This window comes from Stenotrophomonas sp. 116085_Sma (genome assembly GCF_056479585.1).
In genome coordinates, this window is record NZ_CM151057.1 from 1,863,657 (window position 1) to 1,880,210 (window position 16,554).

Here is a 16,554-nt window from a genome sequence, read left to right on the forward strand (position 1 = left end):
CCTGCTACCACGCAGCCTCCCGCGGCCGCGCTTGCACGTGACGATACGCGACCAAGGTCTTGGCGCCCATGTTCCGGGCCTGGGCCAACTTCGTGCTCACCAACCGATCAGCTCCGCTGTCCAGCAACGCCCGAACCGTTGGTGCGTCAGCGGTCAGCAGGGCGACGTGGAACGGCGAGTAGCCACGGGCGTCGTGCGCGTTGGGTTGGGCCCCGCGCCCGATCGCCAGGTCCACCTGGGCGGGGTTGCGCTGTCGAATTGCAGCGAGTAAGTCGGTGTTGGCCATGCGTCCTCCTGACCCACTGATTTTCCGCTGTAGCGGAAACGCGCAAGGGGAGGGTGACAGTTTGGCAAACTGTCGTGCAACCCCAGCATTTTTTCGCTTTAGTCAGTAAAGCCCTCTGGACAGAATGTCCCTTTCTGCTTGCATGGATCTGAAGGGATACAAATGTATTCCATGGGGGCTGACATGAATTTCGTGGCAAGTATCAAAAAGGGTGTGCGGGGATGGTTAAAGAATTTGCGTGACCCACCAAATCTATTTCAAGAGCCGATCTGGAAGGTTCGCGTGGAGTTCCTTGTATTGACGCTGCTGTCTCCAATCCTGATCCCCCGCTATGTCATTGAGAAACGCATGGGTAAATGGAGGAGACATCGCCGGATGCCACCCATCTTTCAGCTATTCGAGCGCGAAGGAGGGTTCCAGCTGAGGGAGCTTGAGCAGTTGATTGCAGATGGCGCTGATGTGAACGCTCGGGAGCGAAAAGATGGAAAAACGCCACTTATTTTTGCTGTTATGCAGGACAGTCCATGGGAAGAAAATGGGCGAAGGTGGCTCGAGGTTTGTCGCGTGCTGCTCGAAGCTGGCGCAGATCCGGACGCGGATTACGACTGTGGCGAGATAAGGCGGTCACCAATCTATTTCGCCTATCTGGCGGGCAACGTGGAGCTGCTCGACCTGTTGTTGCAGGCAGGGGCCAATCCGCGTTCGAAGGCTTGGTTGCAGTTTGTCAATGCAGAGCCACGTCCCGATGCGTGGCTCGAACAGCAACGTCCGCAAATACGCGATCGCCTATGGAGATGGGAAACGGAACAAGAGGCCCTGCGTTTGGATGCGACTCTCCCTGGCGCAACGAAAGCCGTTCCGAATAGTAGGGCACGGTTATGAGGGTGATCCCATGAACCTGCAACTCACCTGCCTCTGCCGGGAGGACGTGTTCGCCGATGGGTTCGCCTTCGCAGAACTGCTGGAGGCGCCCTTGGCCGCGTTGCGCTGGGGTGGTGCGTGGTTGACCCAGTTGAAGCCCGGTGGGCCAGTGACCGAGGAGGCCATGCGGCGCTTCGCTATGGGCCAGGATTTCGATGGGCAGCCGCGGTTGTGGGAAGGCGAGGGCCACCACGCCCGGGCGGCGGGCTACCGCGTTTCGTTGCGCCTGCCAAAAGGGTTCGCCGCGCTGCTGGATACCGACGGCGAGGAGAGGGCACGGCTACAGGCTGCCCACCGCCATGCGGTTGACCAGGCGCTGTCGTCCCTGCCGTTCCAGCGTGATCACCGGGTGCTCTTCGTTGCATCCGATCGGTTGGAGGATGACTGGACGCACCACTGGTTGTTCGCCATCGCATGCGCACCGAACGGAAAGTGGGAACGGCTTGCGCTGAGCTTGCGGTTGGCGGCCAGCGAGGACGCTTATACCCACGCCATGGGGGCCTTCATGGAAGCGTTGCTGGAGACCAAACGATTGGAGCGCTTCTTCCGCCCAGCCCCCGTGGGCCGACTGAGGCAGAGGCTGTGACGCTGACGTCCAAGCCTCCCTTGACGGCCGTGCTGCCGAAAGTGTCCCTTTCTTCAACCTTGCGCCAGGCATTGGCCGCACGCGCTAGAGCAGCCGGGGTGAGCGAGAGCGAAGCCGTGCGCCAATGGCTCACCGCCTACCTTGCGCGCCCCCCGCTGCTGCGCTCTCCCGTTGCCGGCCGCAGGGACGACCGCTTGCCGCCTATCCGGGCTTCCCGAGACCTGGCCGACCGCGCCCGCCACGAGGCGCAGCGGCAGCATGTGAGCGTGGCGGAACTCATCCGTCGGGTGGTTGCGTTCCACACGTTCTGAGGCGCAACTTGGCCACGCTCGGCGGGTGCCACTTCCCCTTCGCCAGGCGATTCTGCACGAAGGCGCGGTAAGCCTCGGGGGAGGGCGGCGATTTGCGTTTGTGCCGGCGTGTGTTGCAGAGCCAGCAGGCGGCAGCAATGTTGCCGGCCACGTCCTTTCCGCCCTCTTGCTGGGCCACCAGGTGCTCGGCGGTGCAGCGAAGCGGCGTGGCCGTTTTGGCGCGCAGGCCGAACGGCTTTAGTTCATCGGGAGAGGCGTTCCACATCGGCACGCTGCAATAGCAGCACCGGCCCTTCTGGGCGAGGAAAGCCTCGGTTCTCAACCGTTGGAGGTTGGGCATGCTTAGATCTCAAAAGACAGGAAAAACCATCCCGTCGTCGCTTGTGCGATCGAATCGGGACCTGTTGCCTTGAGCTAAGCAGGCAATACGCCGGGGGCATTTCCCCTCGCGGCAAGGGAGTTATCGCGCCCCAGGCTGGTGGGTGTCAAGATGGGGCCCATTCGGGTGGCCATGCCCGGAGCGATGGGCTATAACCGTTGGATTCCCGACCGGAGTGCTCCTTTGGCCCTGACTACCCTGAAATCCCTTAACGCCGAAATCAAACAGCTCGAAGCCCAGAAGAAGCTGGTGGAGAAGCGCGACGGCGAGGTGCCCAAAGCCCTGGCGGTCCTGCAGAAGTATGCGAAGGTCCTCAGTCCGGCCCAGCGGCGGCAGGTGGCCAAGCTCATCGGGGAAACGATCGACGCCAAGCCGGCGCGTGCCGCCAAGGCTGCCCCGGGACCCCGAAAGGGCCGCAAGCTTGGCAAGGTGGCGCCGAAGTATCGCCTCCCAACCGGTGAGACGTGGGCCGGTCGGGGTTTGGCCCCCAAGGTCTTCACCGCGTGGGCCAAGTCCACCGAGGGCAAGGCGTGGGCTCAGGCCAACCCCGGAGCGAAGTTCCCGTCGGCTGATGGGACGGTGAAGAAAGCTCCCGCCAGGGTGGCCAAGAAGACGGGCAAGCCGGTGAAGAAGGCCGCCCAGAAGGCCGTCAAGAAACTTGCGAAGAATGCCGTCGCCAAGAAGGCCAGCAAGAAGGCCTGATCATGCGCGGCCTGTTCCCCAAGAAGAAGAGCCGGCTCTCGCCCCAAGGCAAAGCCATTGCGGCCGCCCACGTGCTGCTGGACAGTGCCGAGGGCCGATTGGACGAGAAGGCCGCCGGCAGGCGCTTGCGCGAGGAAGTGGGCCTTCAATGGTCCTACCTGACCTGCATCCAATGCCTGTCAGGGCAAGAAGCCTTGGCGGCCATTGAATCGCTGCCCAAAGGGTGGCAGGACAACGGGCGCACCCAGGTGCACCTGTTGGGGGCTGCCGTCATGGCGGCGCACACGGGAGCCAACCTGCGTTCGGACGGCAGCTCGCTATGCGCCAGCTACTTGCGATCGCCACACGACTTTCACGCCACTGTCACGCGGTTGTGGTGATCTCACCCCAAGCGAACAGGAGATTGCTGAGCGCCAATGGCCCGGGCGCCTTGACTTGCTGCCAACCCGCGGGCCTGTAGGATCCCATCATGGAGCTACTTTTGCCTCTTGCTATGGTTATCTTGGCCTGCGCAACTGGTCTGGCGCTGCTCCAACTTGTAATCGCGCTCTTCAAGGCGCTGTCCTGCCGGGAATGGTTGCGCCGCAGGAGAGCGAAATGATACGTTCGTTTCGCCACGCCTGCCAGAGGACTCGCGCTTGGCACAGCCCCACAGCGACATCGATTTGGGCCGGAGTCCGCTATTCGTTGACGGGCGACACCGGCTATTTCAGGTCGCACGTGGATGGCGTTTGTCTCGCGTGCACCGGGGGGGGGATGAATCGGCGGAGCAATGAGCGCTTCGGCTGAGCCTGGCGGGCCGCCAAAGGATTTAAGCCCTACACAGCCCGCTCGGTTTGTTTCGCTTACAGATCGGCCGTTTGTGGTGCGGTGAGCCCATCTACCCGGACGGCCGAAATGAAGGGCGGCGCGCAGGCGTTGCCCTCACCTCTGCCGCTGTCGGATACTGATCCTGTCCATCGTTCGTAGCTCGCAATTCGCGCCGCCCACGGAGCCACAAGAGGGGCGAATCGATCAATCAGGCCAACAACGAGCAGCCCGATGATACGTAGCAAGCTTGCTCACAGACGCGTTCTCGCCGAGGGCGGACCGATTCTGGTGTGGTTGACCTCGTTTAAAGATCATTACGTATTTACCGCCAGTGGCATCGGATTGTCTGGAAAATACGGTGTGGCGCTACGGCAGGACACGAAAGCAAGTCGGAGAGCCCTCGAAGCGCGCTTTGCGGGGTCGAAGTTTCACGAAGTGTTCGTGAGCGATGTGCCAGCTTCGGTGATCAGTGTCAACCGGTCTCTGACGTCGGCTGGGCCGCGAGACGGGATATTCTTCCTCTGCAACACAGAGGTCGTCCAAGCCGCGGTTCTCGCGCACCTCGGGGCCGTGATCCCTAGCGAGGTCATCGCTCTTGCAGCCAACTTGAGTCGGGGACGGGGCTAGCCATGGTGCACTCTTAAAGGTTCAGGAATAGCGCAACTGAAAACTGAAATTCAAGCTGGCCTGCGTTTTGTACACAGCTGATCCACGTTGGCCGGCTTGCACTGGTGCCGAGTGAAAGGTAGCCCGTAATGTCTAAGTGTGCGGTGGTGTTCGTAAGCGCGGCTGTGGAAGAGATCGGTGAGGAGCGCTTGCCCGAAGTCATGCGTGCAGGCCGAGAGTTCAATGCCAAGTGCGGCTCGCGTGCAGTTGTATGCTTCGACGGCAGCAGGTTTTTAACATATTTGGAAGGCACAGCGAGTGCGGTGGCTGCGAGCTCCGTTTACACCCAGTCCTTCACCCTGCATACCGAAATCGTTGAGCTGGCGCGGGGATCCATCCAGCAGTTGCGGTTCCCTGCGCATGCATTGCTCTTCCTGCGGATTTCAGAAGCCGAGCTCAAAGCACTGATGAGGTCGAACTGGGTGAATTTCTCCCAACGCTTCGGAGGGAAATTCATCCCAGAAACGGGGATGGAGCGGCTTGCCGCATTGGTCGGCAATCGTCTCGATGACGTTCCGCAGTGATGGGTAACGGATTTCCTCTGTAGGCCGCCCGATTCACGTTGCACAGTGGAAGCAGGGGAGTCATGAATTTGAGGCATTCGACAGGGGCATGCCATGCGGTTGGAATTTACTCACAGCCACATCTACCCAGGGGCCACCGCGTCCCTGACAGGCGAGCAGGCTGAACTGGGCGAGAGAGCCACCTGCTTGGTCGAGCTCAGTGACGGCGTGGTCCTCTCGACCAGCTGTCTGATTCAAGGGGGGGAGATCATGCTATTCATGCCGGACTACCTGACCGCCCGTGGGGCAAAGATTCCGGCGAAGGACTGGGTGCTGCGGAAGGATCTGGAAACAGGCGCCTGGAAGGCAAAATCAAAGGTTGCCGTGTAGCACTTGTTGCTCTTCCCGACCCGTCAGGTTGTTGGGTCTGAAGCAATCTTAGGAGCGTGTCATGCCAAACCGTGCGGTGGTTTTTGTGAGTGAGGCCAGCCCCTACCTTAGCCTTGGGCGGCTGGTTGAGTTGATAGCCGACGCGGAGCGGTTCAACAGACAGGCCGGCGTGACCGGGGTGACCTTGTACGACGGGGCCCGGTTCCTGTCCTACCTGGAGGGTCCACCGGATGGCCTTCGCGTTGCCTACGCCAGGGCATCCGAAGCGCGCAGCCACCTGAACTTCATCGAGTTGGCACGCGGGCGTGTCTCGCAACGTCGGCTGCCGCGGTGGCCTATGCGGCTGTTTTTGGCCAAGGAGGGCCAGCTGCAGAGCATCGCGATGGCAGACTGGGCCAGCTTCTCTCAGCGGGGCGATGCGGACGCAATGAATGCAACGGCGATGGATCTCCTTGTGCGCTTCACGGGAGGGCCGTCTGCCTCAGTCTACGTGGGGCCCCTCTCGAAACCACTCAGCGAAGGGGAGGCGAAATGAACATCGTGGCGACTGGTCTGTCACCCGGCGGAAGGATGCTGGGAGCTCCTCTCGCGCTCCCGATGAAGCGTTGGCAAAGCTGAGCAGATTCCGTCTGCCGAAAGCAGAAGTCGTCCCAACTAGCTTGAACCAGCTGCTGACCGTGTGGAAAATTTGACCCGACCTTGTGGAACGGCAATCCACATGAACGTTCTCTTCGTGGACATTGAAACCTCCATCTGTGAGGTGGTTGGAGTCGAACTAAGAGAGCTCGGCTATGACGTCGAATGCTTGGAATTCAGCTCAGGAGCCTTGCGCGCAGCGCAAGCGGGGCACGTCGACGTCGTCATTCTGGATGTGCCCGCCAGCCCTGACGCCCGGCGCAGTGCATACAAGTTGGCAGACGAACTTCGGCGCGATGGCATCGCTGTCTTCTTTACCTCCACGCTTCATCCGAACGATGTGATCAGCCGGCACCGGGATCGGGGTGTTTTGTCCAAGCCCTACGGCGTCAAACAGATCGCTTCCTGGATCGAGGCGCTTGGCAAAGATTGCAGAGGCGAACCGGCAGGCGCGCACGTGCGCTAGCTGACTGGCAACATGCATCCGCCCTTTGGAGTGCATTGGACCGCAAGCCTTCCTCTTTACAGTGGATACGCTGGAAGCGAACGTCGCTGCTGCCCATCAATGCGCGCTACTTGCATCATCAGAAGCACTGTCGTTCAGCACCGTCACTTTCAAGACGGCGACCAGATCGTTGTCCTGCAGACAGCGTTCAAGAACTGGCTCCTGAATACGTCGTTCGCCATTGGATTTCCCGACTCCAGCAATCGGCCGCTTTCTGATCGAGCGGAGCAGGCCAAGCGCGCTGTTGGCCACGGCGAGCGAGATCAAAGGCCACAGTTACCAGGAGGCCTTCGTCAGGTCTCCTTTCGCCGCGCTTATCTCCATTCATAGCGCGTTGAGTGCTTCAAGCCACGGCGACGCCGTGTTCTTCCTGTGCGCCGAAGAAGCCACGTCGGAAGCATCTCCAAAAAACTGATGCTGGCATTCGCCATAACGACCAGCATGACCTTGGCGTTGGGCATCTTCACTATTGTCCGCGCGTCACATTCGAAGCAGGAGTTGTCCAGGATTGAGTCCGTCTGGGCGCCTGGCAGCTATGCCATCGGAGAGATGCGTGCGCAGTTCGGCGATCTCCGCATCTACGAAACCTCCCAGGTCAGCGAAGCCACTTCCGCTGAGGCCGTCAAGCAATACGAACAGCGGATCGTGGCGGGCAAGGCCAAGATCAACGAGCTGGTGAAGCAATACCTGCGGTCCTTCGCCGATGGCGAAGATGCCGCGTTGTTCAAGCCGGTCAGCGCTGCGTTGAGCGATTACTTTGTCATCCACGATCAGCTTCACGCTGCGCTCCTCGCTGGCGATGCCGAGGCCGCGCAGACGATCTCGGTGACAGAATCCAGGGCAAAGCGCGTGGCGCTGTTCGACGCCATGGAGAAAGTCAGCGAATACAACCTTCGCGGCATGAAGGCTGAACTCGCAACCAACGCAGCAAGCCTCAACAACCTGATGTCGATCACAGGCTTGGTCTTGGCGGTGCTGTACTTGGTCGCAAGCGTGCTGGGGTGGGCGATCAGCCGTTCGGTCACCCGGCCCATTGGTGAGGCGTTGCCCGCTATCCGCAGCGTGGCCAATGGCGACCTCAACGTGCGAACCGACTACCAGAGCCGCGATGAGGCGCGCCAGATGCTGCTCTCCCTCCGTCAAATGGTTGCCACCTTGGAGCGTTTTTCGAACGACACCAAGGTCATGGTCAAGCTTCACGAGGCCGAAGACATCTCGCACCGGATTCCGGAGGACCTGCCCGGTGTCTACGGCGAGCTGGCCAAGGGCATGAACACAATGGTGTTCGAGCACCTTGAGGCCATCCTGGATGCCATCCAAGTGCTCAACGAGTATGCGGCCGGTGACCTGCGGCGTGACGCGCGACGCCTGCCCGGCTCCCGGGCGTGCTCCACGAATCGATGGACGCTGCCAAAGCAAGTCTGCTGGCGATCAACACGGAGATCAAGCGGTTGGCAGTGTCGGCTGCCGACGGCGACTTCTCCGCCCGCGGTAACACGTCTGCGTTCCAGCACGACTTTGAATTGATGGTTTCGGACCTCAACCGTCTGATGGAGACAGCTGACCACAGCCTCAGCGCCGTCTCCACCTTGCTTCAGGCCATTGCCTCTGGCGACTTGACCCACCGCATGGAAGGCGACTTCCGCGGCGTCTTTGCGACGATGAGCGAAGACGCTAACGCGACCGTGGCTCAGCTGACCGATATCGTCTCCCGCATCCAGCAGGCATCCACGGCAATCAATACCGCGTCGACGGAAATTGCCGCGGGCAATGGCGACTTGTCGCGACGCACCGAACAACAAGCGGCCAACTTGGAAGAGACGGCGGCGTCCATGGAGGAGCTTACCTCCACCGTGCGCCAAAACGCCGAGCATGCACGCCAGGCCAGCGAGTTGGCCAGAGTGGGGCCTCGCGCGTGGCCGGGCAGGGCGGTGGAGTGGTCGGGAAAGTAGTGGAGACGATGGGGGGTATCGAAGCCTCGTCGCGCCGCATCGGGGACATCATCTCCGTGATCGATGGCATTGCTTTCCAGACCAACATCCTCGCACTCAATGCGGCCGTGGAGGCGGCTCGAGCCGGGGACCAGGGTCGAGGGTTCGCCGTGGTGGCCTCCGAGGTGCGCACGTTGGCACAGTGCTCTGCCTCTGCAGCCAAGGAGATCAAGGGGCTAATCGAGGACTCTGTGGCCAAGGTCGCTCAAGGATCGGCGCTGGTTGACCAGGCTGGCCAGACGATGTCTGAGATTGTCAGCTCGGTTGAGCGCGTGTCCAACGTCATTGGTGAGATATCTGCCGCCTCTCAGGAGCAGGCGTCGGGCATCGAGCAAGTGAACCAGGCTGTTTCTCAGATGGACGAAACGACCCAGCAGAACGCCGCGTTGGTGGAAGAAGCGACCGCCGCTGCCCGATCCATGGAAGACCAGTCGGTACAGCTGGCAACCGCCGTCGCGGTCTTCAAGGTGAATGAACGCGCGCAGGGAAAGACGCCAGCCACGGCCAGTGCAAGCTTGACCAAGCCAGGTGCTGTGGACGGCTCCCGCCTTTCTCAAACCGCCTACGCGGGCAAGCCAACCCCGCCGAAGGCATTGCCAGCTCGTCCCGCACGGCAGGTATCTGCGGACGCAGCGCACTGGCAGGAGTTCTAACCGCCCTTCCAAGGCCAGTGCGAACGCATGGTCGCTCGCAGGGCATGGTTGACCGAAGTTGCCGCTGAAGTCACCGTGGGTGAGGCCGCCTGGATGGCGGCCTCAGACCCGCAAGCGCGCCGAAAGCTCGGCGCCTTGCGCCGTGAGGCGGCGAGGCGGCAATGGCATTGGCCGAGGTTACGGCCGCCCGATGGCCGCTCCGCTTTGGCAGTTCAGCGGCTCGGAGACGGGGGAATGCCAGCCAATGGTTCCCTCAGGATGCCCAGCCATGGCTCGACGATCTCCTCGAACGCGAAGACATGGTCCCGGTGCTGGTCCATCCCTTGGAGGTAGTGCCGAATGCTGCGCTCAAACTCGTCTGCGACGTTGGCGTTGCCGGCGTTCGTGCGAAGCAGGAGCACTGTGGCCGCTTCCAGCGCCGCAACACGTATATGCATGCGATTCATTGCTTCTTGAAGACGCAAAAATGCGTCCCTGACCTCGTCGTTCACCAAGCCCTCCGCGAGCAGGCACATCAACACAGAAGAGGATCAGTGGCTGCTGCTTGAGCCCGGGATCGTCAGGCGAGCACGGTTGGCGGCGATCAAAAGGGCATTGCCAGTTCGCTCCGCTTGCGTCGGAGTCATCGTCGAGCCGCACATGGTCGAGTCACCGGCCGCGTTGCGAACTTGGTAAAGCCCGAGTGCAACCACTGCTGTTTCGGCGTCAATGCCGACTTCAAACCTGTCCAGTGGGAACCACGTTGCTCCGTCGAATTTCTCCATCGAGCGCCTCATGCACGGAATCGCGGTGTCAGCCAGAGATTACCGCAAAGCGTGGAACTTGGAACGCGCGCGAATCGGTTGCAACTGAAAGCGGCAGCACCGTGCAGCATTGGGCAATCAACCTGAATCGATCTCCAGCCGTTGCTGAATGGATAGGGCACGACCAGGGTCAATGACGGCGACGCGTTTGCCGTTTCCCAGCTGCACGCCCTGCGGGCAGAGCTCAGCGAATCGGTCGCTGTGAGCGGCAGGCTCGGCACGCCAGGCAGACAGGCTCTCGATGACCAAGACTTCGTCCACTGCAAGGGCGAACAGCTGAACCGCGGATTGAACCAACAGCATTGCTGGACAACCCGTCCCGACTGCATCGCCTCCGGTGATCAAGCCCAGATCAACCACAGGGACGTCTTGCCCTCTGATCGAGACTACAAACTGGCGGTCCCGGGTTCGGGTCAGCGTCTCTGGTCCGCGTATTTCCACGGCCGACTCGACATCCACACCGAACAAATCGCAGCCCACACGCACAATCACCAGCTCCAGCAATGGCTCTGATGAGGCCTGCAGAAATGGATCATAAGGCAGGGGAACGGTCATGGTTTCTGTGGGCAAAGACCAAAGGGCGATCGCATCATGCCCTTAATGTGTCCACCGTGGCAATTCATGCCCTAAGAAATCCGAGGCGTTCAGATTGGCAGGCCAAGGGCCTCACTCTGACAAGACCTGCCCGTCGTCCGAAGACGATGGGTTAGCGGTGGCTGTAGCGTTCGTGCCGGCCATTCGCTTCATGAACTCTTCCAACCTCATCCGGCTCACCGCTTGGTGGTTCTGGCAGTGTGGGCACACCATCACACCGGCGCCTTCCAAGTCCGTCAGGCCCTCGCCCGGTGCTAGCAGCGAGGTGAGACCACAGCTGCTACAAGTGGCCTCAACAGCATGCAGACGCGCCAGAGCGCCGTCGGAGGTCAGTTCTCCATTGACAAAGCGAAGCAAAATAAAAGCCGGTATTAGCCACGGGTAGGGTCCTGAAATAGGCCAGAGGCAGTCAGCGGCCTCAGCGATCTCGCAGACTTCCTGAAAGCGATACGCACGCTGCAGGATCCTTCCGCGTGCTTCCATCCGGGACGGTTCGTCGGCTGGAAGACCGAGTATCAAACTCCCTCGGGTCAGGGCGCAAGGAGCTCGGCCAACTCAATGGCGCTGATGGGTCTGGAAAGCGCGAAACCTTGAATTTCGTCACACCCAAGGCCTTGGAGCTTGGCGACCTGACCGTTCGTCTCGGCTCCTTCAGCGACGGTCGAGTAGCCCAGATCATGGGCCAGACCGACGATCGCTTGGACCTTGAGCAATGCGCGTTGGTCTTCGGAAATATCGTCTATCAGCGACTTGTCGAGCTTGAGCGTGTGAATGGGCAACTCGGTCAGGTACCCGAAATTGCTGTAGCCGCTGCCGAAGTCATCCACCCCGAGCCGAATGCCTGACGAGGCCATCCGCTTGAGTTGCTCGCCCGGCAGCGAGTTGACCCGCAGCCATTCTCCCTCGGTGATCTCGACCTCCACGTCCTGGCAATCCAACCCCTGCGCGTGGATTTTGGCCACGAGTTCATCGGCCATTCCTTGCCGCGCGACATTCCGAGCGGAGAGGTTGATGGAAAGGCTCAACGCAAGGCCAGCACGCTTCCATTGCGCCAATTGTGCCAATCCTAGGCGCAAGCGAGCGGCCCCTGGGGGCATTTGTGGCCGCGGCCACCCAGTCGCGTTACTCAATCTCCCCCGATTGGCAGCAGGAGCAGATTTATCGCCAAGGGGACATGGCCGAGCTCAAGGCCACTGGGGGCAACTGGCGTCAACAGCTGATCCACCCCGAGGACAGGCCCGCGGTGGAATTGGCCATTGCTCATGCCGCGGAGTTGGCGTCGCCGTTGGAGGTAGAACACCGCGCCTTGTTGCCAGACGGCTCCGTCCGCTGGATACAGTTGCGGGCAGTCCCGTTGATGGACAGCGAAGGCAACGTGAGCGAGTGGTTCGGTGCAGCCTCCGGCATCACCGATCGCCGCGTGGCTCAAGAGCGTTTGCAGCAGTTGACCGCAACGCTTGAAGAGCGGGTGCAGGCCGGCACTGACGAACTGATGGCGATGGAGGAACGGCTGAGACAGGGCCAGAAGATGGAGTCCCCCGGCCAACTGGCCAGCGGCATTGCCCACGACTTCAACAACATGCTCACCGGGGTCTCCATGGGCTTGGAGCTGTTGGAGATGCGCGTTGGCCAAGGCCGTTTGGAGGACCTGGGTCGCTACGTGGAGATGGCTCGAACGGGGGCCGACCGAGCTGCAGCGTTAACCCAACGACTGTTGGCGTTCTTTCGCCGGCAGACGTTGGCACCGTCGGCCATCCACGTGTCGGCCATGGTGAACAGGACGCTCCACATCCTGGCCCGCTCCATCGGGCCCTCCATTGAGATCGAGACGCGGTCGGATCAAGTGGAGGACGTCGTGCGGGTGGATGCTCCGCAGCTGGAAAACGCCCTTCTCAACCTTTGCATCAACGAGCGCGATGCGACGCCGGATGGAGGGCGCATCTCGATTGAGGCCGAGCTCTCACACGTCGATGGCGGACTGGCGGAGCGTTTGGTGCTGACGCCTGGACCCTATGTTCGCTTGTCGGTCCGAGACACGGGAACCGGCATGGACGCGAGCGTTGTTGAAAAGGTGTTCGAGCCCTTCTTCACGACCAAGCCGATCGGGTAGGGCACGGGGTGGGGCTTGCCGATCTACGTATTCACGCGCCAATCCGGCGGTCAGGTGGCGGTTGACTCCATCCCTGGGGTGGGAACCACGATGCACCTTTATTTGCCGCAAAGCACGGCTGATACCGATGACCGAATCCAGGAAACGCCCGCGCTTCCCCCAGCCACGTCGCCTGGTCGCTCGGTCCTTCTGGTAGAAGACGAGACCGCCATGCGCACGCTGGTGAAAGAGGTGCTGAGCAGTTTGGGCCACCGCGTGAAGGCGGCTGCAAACGGCAGCGACGCCCTCACTGTGCATGCCAGCGAAAAGCACTTTGATTTGCTGATTACGGACGTGGGCCTGACGGGCTCGCTCAATGGGCGGCAGGTGGCGGACGCGGGCCGGCAGCGCCGTCCGACACGCCGGTGTTATTCATCACCGGCTATGCAGCAAGCGTCGCGGTAGGAGCCGGCCAGCTTGAGTCTGGCATGGAGATACTCACCAAGCCGTTCGCCGCGGGGGAGTTGGAAAGAAGAGTGACCGAGTTGTTGCTGGAAGCCGTCAAAGCGTCGAACGAACCGTTCCCAGCAACTCCAGCAGCGTGAAAGCTCCTTGAGCAGCATAACGTCGTTTTCGAGGAAGTGTGGGTCTGCGCCGGGAACGCCCCCGTGACCGGTGACCAGCAGGACCGTCACGGAAGGGTGGCGTGCCATGGCGTGCTTGGCGAGATCGTGCCCGTTCATCCCCGGCAGGCCCACGTCGGAGATGAGGAGATCGAAGGCGGGTTGCTGCGCCAAGCGCTCCACAGCCGCTTCAGCGTCTCCGACCGCAGTGATGTCATAGCCGCTGTCTTTGAGAACGTCCTGCATCGATTCGCGGATGGCGACGTCGTGCTCTACAAGAAGGATGCGAGGGTACGAGAGGCAGTCATAGCAAACCTGGTTGATCAAAAATTCGAGGAATCATGCAGGACTGGGAGTAAAGCGCTGGTGCATCCCTGTGATGACGGCAATCACGGGAAGGCGAGGGCGCCGTCGCGCCTTGACGCGGTTTTGCCGCGAGGGCTGGATACTCAATCCCCACCCCTCCCGCCTGGACACTCCCACTATGGCCCGATCCGCCCCCGATTTGCCGGCAGCGTCGCCCCACGCCCTTCGCGTCGAAATCATGCCGCTGGAGTGCGGTGATACCGCGGTGATCGTCGAATTTGAATCCGAACCGCCCGCGTCGTGGCGAGCTCTTCTGACGAAGAAGTTGGCAGACGTGGAGGGGCTTGAGCTGGTATCCGCCCAGTTTGAGGGGCGGGTTCTCTACGTGCTGGGTGCGGAGGGGGGTAGGGGAGGAAGCGTCCACAGGGTGAGTCAATTGTTGCGGTCTCTTCCCGGACGTCCTGGGGGCTCAAACCTGCTGGATGAGCCTGTGAGCCGGGGCGTCCCGGGGCCGGAGCAGGCTCTAGCGACGCACGCCTGAGCGCGTTGTTCAAAAGACGAGTTAAACGCCCGGCCGGAAGATAGGCCGAGCTCGGTTCGATCGCGCTAGCATCGCAGATTGATCACGCAAGGCAGCTATGTACGTTGAGGTATACCACCGGGTGGGATTTTGGGCCGGGATCACCGGGGCGGAAGGTTGGCGCTGGCGGCTGGTGGCGCCACGCGGGCATGTTTTGATGGCTCCCCGGGAGACGTTCGCCAGTCGGCAGGCGTGCTTGGCGGCCTTGGCTCTGCTGCAGATCGGGCCCATTTCAGCGGTGGAGTCGGCCGGAGATGCCCCGAACGCGGTGGGCGCGGCCCCCTCACTATGTCCCGCCCTTTCAACGCCATGACGGCCACCCCAGGTTGGGCAGGTCACGGTCACATCGCCGGCATCCAATGAGGACTGGGTCTGATCCATCGGGGGGCATTTCGCTTGAGTGTGACTCCCCGCGTCGCAGGAAGGCGATCAGTTGAGGCCAGCGGCGTTCGCGTGCACACTGCTTTTGAACAGTCAGGGTTCGAGGGCCATGGGTACTTCCAAGCCGGGCAAAGATTTAGAACGGGTCACCTTGTCGGTGGGAGAGCACGTTTACACCTCCGAGATCTGGCGGCTCAGTGAAAGCCGTTGGGTTCTTCTCGCTGTCGAGGTCCACGGCGTGGGAGGGCGCTCGGATTTGAGCATCAAAGCGTCGTCGTGCCTCCATGCGTTGGACGCGGGAGAGCGGATTGCGTCTGAGATTCTCAACAACCCCTATGGCTGAATTGGCGTTGGAAGGTTCAATCGACGGAATGGATCCCAAGGACGGCAGATGAGCATTTTGAACGTGTTGCTGAGTGCCGATCACTTGGCTGTGACCGTCGATACCCTTGCGCAAGATGCTCAAACCGGGGCGCACTCAGAGGGCGCCAAGTTGCTTCTGCTGCCTCAGCACAACGCCGTCTTGGCCACGCGTGGGTCGGCCCAGTTCTTCCTAAGAATCTACGAGCTCTGTCTCCAAGCCAGTTTTCGAGCAGACTTCACGATAGAGCGGCTGTCCGGCGAGCTTGGCGGCGTGATTGATCGCCTCTGGCCAAACTACGTGAGCGCGGCGGCAGCCGCTGGCATACCCATCAGCGCTATGCACACCGAGTTGGTTTTGGGCGGCTGGTCGGCGCACGCCCAGCGCATGGTTGCCACCGCTTATGCAAAGTCCGAAGATGGCCGTCCCGCCGTGGTCCAAGCGCTGGTGGGAGGCTTGGCGTCGCCAGGAGAGCCCTTGCGGAATCAGCCAGCAGGCATGGGACGGGCGGAGTTGATGGCAGCAGGACGCTTGCAAGCCGCTTACCTCAACGGCGACAGCGAGCGGCCATTAGCGGGCGGTCGTCTGTTGGCAGCAATTCTCTCAAAGGGCCAAGCAACCGTTCTCGATCTGGGAGGTCTCTAGGGGGCAGGGCAAAGCGTCGATTTGCTCGGCCACGGACCTCAGTCCATGACGCAAGCCAAGCAGAAAGTCCGCATTGGAGCGTTGGCTGGGGAGGCACATGGATGTCGACGATCATGGGCATCAGGTGGGCCCATGCAAGGCGCACCGCGGTGGGATTGGCAGAACTGGCCACCAAAGCCCTGACCGCATACTCCAAGGCATTGGTTTCGCCCTCAGCGTTGGGCAGGCGCCTCTCGCACTCGCTCAGGCGGAGCTCCAACTTGACCAACGCCTCCGTCTCAGCCTTGTGCATACCCCTCCTCCATTGGCTGGCCACCGAATCGCGGTCTGGCAGCAGGGTGGCCCCAAGCTCAAGCGTTGGAAACCGGTGAGCGTTCCGCTTGACTGCACCGTCAATCGGCCCTTTCGGGCCAGCACACAGCGGTCCACTCTTCAATCAAGACTCGCCATGCGCGGGTGGTTAGGTTGGGGGCAAAGCTTTTCCAACCTCGCGCGTGCCACCGCCTAGCGGTTGTCACAGAGCGGGCAAGTGAGCACGGCGGCGCCGTCCAAGTCCAGCAGGCCATGCCCTGGAACCAATCGCAGTTGGCGGCCGCATTCCAGACAAGCGCAACTGATCCGCGTGACCTGCAAGAGCGAGCCGTCGGCCCGCCGCACACCCTCAACCTGATCGATGAAGAAACGTCCAATGTTGGGCATGAAGATGAACAAAAAGCTGAACAGAGCGGAATGCATATGATGCACCGCGACAACCCCACCGGAACCAGATGAGACAATTGGATTCTGAAGAATTCATCTACGGGGTCGTCCGCGCAGTCCGCACGCCAGATACC

21 protein-coding genes and 1 pseudogene are annotated in these 16,554 nt (G+C 61.3%); 14 read left to right on the forward strand and 8 right to left on the reverse strand.

Features of this window, described 5'->3' with window-relative positions; translation table 11 throughout:
* Positions 1 to 4: 4 nt before the first annotated feature.
* Entirely contained in the window at positions 5 to 286 is a 282-nt protein-coding gene (locus tag ACZK0Z_RS08675; RefSeq protein ID WP_032971158.1) for an ankyrin repeat domain-containing protein, read from the reverse strand.
* Between the two features lie 183 nt (positions 287 to 469).
* Here ACZK0Z_RS08675 and ACZK0Z_RS08680 point away from each other — a divergent pair, with 183 nt between their 5' ends.
* Both ACZK0Z_RS08680 and ACZK0Z_RS08685 read left to right on the forward strand, forming a co-directional pair.
* Entirely contained in the window at positions 470 to 1,168 is a 699-nt protein-coding gene (locus ACZK0Z_RS08680; protein WP_158229329.1) for an ankyrin repeat domain-containing protein, read from the forward strand.
* A gap of 10 nt (positions 1,169 to 1,178) precedes the next feature.
* A complete protein-coding gene (locus tag ACZK0Z_RS08685) occupies positions 1,179 to 1,793 on the forward strand; it encodes a relaxase domain-containing protein (protein ID WP_006375655.1) in 615 nt (204 codons plus the stop codon).
* A 276-nt stretch (positions 1,794 to 2,069) separates the two neighbouring features.
* Here the strand turns inward: ACZK0Z_RS08685 and ACZK0Z_RS08690 are convergent, their stop codons facing one another.
* Positions 2,070 to 2,444, reverse strand: coding sequence for an HNH endonuclease (locus ACZK0Z_RS08690; RefSeq protein WP_076739360.1), 375 nt, complete (start codon positions 2,442 to 2,444; stop codon positions 2,070 to 2,072).
* Between the two features lie 222 nt (positions 2,445 to 2,666).
* Here ACZK0Z_RS08690 and ACZK0Z_RS08695 point away from each other — a divergent pair, with 222 nt between their 5' ends.
* From ACZK0Z_RS08695 to ACZK0Z_RS08720, 6 genes are all read left to right on the forward strand, one after another.
* Positions 2,667 to 3,185 carry an H-NS family nucleoid-associated regulatory protein gene (locus ACZK0Z_RS08695; RefSeq protein ID WP_032971149.1) on the forward strand — a complete coding sequence of 173 codons (519 nt, stop codon included), beginning with the start codon at positions 2,667 to 2,669 and terminating at the stop codon, positions 3,183 to 3,185.
* 2 nt (positions 3,186 to 3,187) lie between these two features.
* A complete protein-coding gene (locus ACZK0Z_RS08700) occupies positions 3,188 to 3,565 on the forward strand; it encodes a hypothetical protein (protein ID WP_006375651.1) in 378 nt (125 codons plus the stop codon).
* 1,185 nt (positions 3,566 to 4,750) lie between these two features.
* Positions 4,751 to 5,185, forward strand: coding sequence for a BLUF domain-containing protein (locus ACZK0Z_RS08705; RefSeq protein WP_006375649.1), 435 nt, complete (start codon positions 4,751 to 4,753; stop codon positions 5,183 to 5,185).
* 93 nt (positions 5,186 to 5,278) lie between these two features.
* A complete protein-coding gene (locus ACZK0Z_RS08710; RefSeq protein ID WP_032971143.1) occupies positions 5,279 to 5,554 on the forward strand; it encodes a hypothetical protein in 276 nt (91 codons plus the stop codon).
* 61 nt (positions 5,555 to 5,615) lie between these two features.
* Positions 5,616 to 6,089 (forward strand): BLUF domain-containing protein, encoded by a 474-nt coding sequence (locus tag ACZK0Z_RS08715; protein WP_006375647.1) that lies wholly within the window; start codon positions 5,616 to 5,618, stop codon positions 6,087 to 6,089.
* Between the two features lie 183 nt (positions 6,090 to 6,272).
* Complete coding sequence (locus ACZK0Z_RS08720; RefSeq protein ID WP_032971140.1) at positions 6,273 to 6,656, forward strand: response regulator; 384 nt, start codon at positions 6,273 to 6,275, stop codon at positions 6,654 to 6,656.
* 96 nt (positions 6,657 to 6,752) lie between these two features.
* Here ACZK0Z_RS08720 and ACZK0Z_RS08725 read toward each other — a convergent pair whose 3' ends face one another.
* Entirely contained in the window at positions 6,753 to 6,962 is a 210-nt protein-coding gene (locus tag ACZK0Z_RS08725) for a hypothetical protein (protein WP_139338727.1), read from the reverse strand.
* Between the two features lie 147 nt (positions 6,963 to 7,109).
* Here ACZK0Z_RS08725 and ACZK0Z_RS08730 point away from each other — a divergent pair.
* Positions 7,110 to 9,339 (forward strand): annotated as a pseudogene (locus ACZK0Z_RS08730) (methyl-accepting chemotaxis protein).
* Between the two features lie 212 nt (positions 9,340 to 9,551).
* Here the strand turns inward: ACZK0Z_RS08730 and ACZK0Z_RS08735 are convergent.
* The 4 genes from ACZK0Z_RS08735 to ACZK0Z_RS08750 form a co-directional block, all read right to left on the reverse strand.
* Entirely contained in the window at positions 9,552 to 9,830 is a 279-nt protein-coding gene (locus tag ACZK0Z_RS08735) for a hypothetical protein (RefSeq protein WP_125892001.1), read from the reverse strand.
* Between the two features lie 39 nt (positions 9,831 to 9,869).
* Positions 9,870 to 10,103 carry a hypothetical protein gene (locus tag ACZK0Z_RS08740; RefSeq protein WP_032971135.1) on the reverse strand — a complete coding sequence of 78 codons (234 nt, stop codon included), beginning with the start codon at positions 10,101 to 10,103 and terminating at the stop codon, positions 9,870 to 9,872.
* Between the two features lie 117 nt (positions 10,104 to 10,220).
* Positions 10,221 to 10,697: a chemotaxis protein CheW gene (locus ACZK0Z_RS08745; RefSeq protein WP_046272126.1), complete on the reverse strand. Its 477-nt coding sequence runs from the start codon at positions 10,695 to 10,697 to the stop codon at positions 10,221 to 10,223.
* 569 nt (positions 10,698 to 11,266) lie between these two features.
* Positions 11,267 to 11,791 carry an EAL domain-containing protein gene (locus ACZK0Z_RS08750; protein ID WP_032971133.1) on the reverse strand — a complete coding sequence of 175 codons (525 nt, stop codon included), beginning with the start codon at positions 11,789 to 11,791 and terminating at the stop codon, positions 11,267 to 11,269.
* A gap of 119 nt (positions 11,792 to 11,910) precedes the next feature.
* Between ACZK0Z_RS08750 and ACZK0Z_RS08755 the strand changes: the two genes are divergently transcribed.
* Both ACZK0Z_RS08755 and ACZK0Z_RS08760 read left to right on the forward strand, forming a co-directional pair.
* Complete coding sequence (locus ACZK0Z_RS08755; protein WP_139338728.1) at positions 11,911 to 12,846, forward strand: sensor histidine kinase; 936 nt, start codon at positions 11,911 to 11,913, stop codon at positions 12,844 to 12,846.
* A gap of 15 nt (positions 12,847 to 12,861) precedes the next feature.
* Complete coding sequence (locus ACZK0Z_RS08760) at positions 12,862 to 13,290, forward strand: response regulator (protein ID WP_065427813.1); 429 nt, start codon at positions 12,862 to 12,864, stop codon at positions 13,288 to 13,290.
* On the opposite strand, the gene ACZK0Z_RS08765 is transcribed toward ACZK0Z_RS08760, so the two are convergent.
* Entirely contained in the window at positions 13,254 to 13,775 is a 522-nt protein-coding gene (locus ACZK0Z_RS08765) for a response regulator (protein WP_050559897.1), read from the reverse strand. The genes ACZK0Z_RS08760 and ACZK0Z_RS08765 overlap by 37 nt on opposite strands.
* A gap of 1,049 nt (positions 13,776 to 14,824) precedes the next feature.
* Between ACZK0Z_RS08765 and ACZK0Z_RS08770 the strand changes: the two genes are divergently transcribed.
* The 3 genes from ACZK0Z_RS08770 to ACZK0Z_RS08780 all read left to right on the forward strand — a co-directional run bounded on the left by ACZK0Z_RS08770 (position 14,825) and on the right by ACZK0Z_RS08780 (position 16,492).
* Complete coding sequence (locus tag ACZK0Z_RS08770; RefSeq protein ID WP_106468504.1) at positions 14,825 to 15,058, forward strand: hypothetical protein; 234 nt, start codon at positions 14,825 to 14,827, stop codon at positions 15,056 to 15,058.
* Between the two features lie 48 nt (positions 15,059 to 15,106).
* On the forward strand, positions 15,107 to 15,721 hold the full coding sequence (locus ACZK0Z_RS08775) for a hypothetical protein (RefSeq protein ID WP_032971128.1): 615 nt from the start codon (positions 15,107 to 15,109) through the stop codon (positions 15,719 to 15,721).
* A gap of 564 nt (positions 15,722 to 16,285) precedes the next feature.
* On the forward strand, positions 16,286 to 16,492 hold the full coding sequence (locus ACZK0Z_RS08780) for a hypothetical protein (RefSeq protein ID WP_153643642.1): 207 nt from the start codon (positions 16,286 to 16,288) through the stop codon (positions 16,490 to 16,492).
* Positions 16,493 to 16,554 lie beyond the last annotated feature (62 nt).

Excerpts from the sequence above, each read along its gene's own strand:
- ACZK0Z_RS08700 (WP_006375651.1), top strand. The coding sequence starts at position 3,188 with ATGCGCGGCCTGTTCCCCAAGAAGAAGAGCCGGCTCTCGCCCCAAGGC.
- ACZK0Z_RS08740 (WP_032971135.1), bottom strand. The coding sequence starts at position 10,103 with ATGGAGAAATTCGACGGAGCAACGTGGTTCCCACTGGACAGGTTTGAA.
- ACZK0Z_RS08675 (WP_032971158.1), bottom strand. The coding sequence starts at position 286 with ATGGCCAACACCGACTTACTCGCTGCAATTCGACAGCGCAACCCCGCC.
- ACZK0Z_RS08755 (WP_139338728.1), top strand. The coding sequence starts at position 11,911 with ATGGCCGAGCTCAAGGCCACTGGGGGCAACTGGCGTCAACAGCTGATC.
- ACZK0Z_RS08780 (WP_153643642.1), top strand. The coding sequence starts at position 16,286 with ATGCCCTGGAACCAATCGCAGTTGGCGGCCGCATTCCAGACAAGCGCA.
- ACZK0Z_RS08745 (WP_046272126.1), bottom strand. The coding sequence starts at position 10,697 with ATGACCGTTCCCCTGCCTTATGATCCATTTCTGCAGGCCTCATCAGAG.
- ACZK0Z_RS08775 (WP_032971128.1), top strand. The coding sequence starts at position 15,107 with ATGAGCATTTTGAACGTGTTGCTGAGTGCCGATCACTTGGCTGTGACC.
- ACZK0Z_RS08680 (WP_158229329.1), top strand. The coding sequence starts at position 470 with ATGAATTTCGTGGCAAGTATCAAAAAGGGTGTGCGGGGATGGTTAAAG.
- ACZK0Z_RS08690 (WP_076739360.1), bottom strand. The coding sequence starts at position 2,444 with ATGCCCAACCTCCAACGGTTGAGAACCGAGGCTTTCCTCGCCCAGAAG.
- ACZK0Z_RS08710 (WP_032971143.1), top strand. The coding sequence starts at position 5,279 with ATGCGGTTGGAATTTACTCACAGCCACATCTACCCAGGGGCCACCGCG.
- ACZK0Z_RS08715 (WP_006375647.1), top strand. The coding sequence starts at position 5,616 with ATGCCAAACCGTGCGGTGGTTTTTGTGAGTGAGGCCAGCCCCTACCTT.
- ACZK0Z_RS08685 (WP_006375655.1), top strand. The coding sequence starts at position 1,179 with ATGAACCTGCAACTCACCTGCCTCTGCCGGGAGGACGTGTTCGCCGAT.
- ACZK0Z_RS08720 (WP_032971140.1), top strand. The coding sequence starts at position 6,273 with ATGAACGTTCTCTTCGTGGACATTGAAACCTCCATCTGTGAGGTGGTT.
- ACZK0Z_RS08770 (WP_106468504.1), top strand. The coding sequence starts at position 14,825 with ATGGGTACTTCCAAGCCGGGCAAAGATTTAGAACGGGTCACCTTGTCG.
- ACZK0Z_RS08705 (WP_006375649.1), top strand. The coding sequence starts at position 4,751 with ATGTCTAAGTGTGCGGTGGTGTTCGTAAGCGCGGCTGTGGAAGAGATC.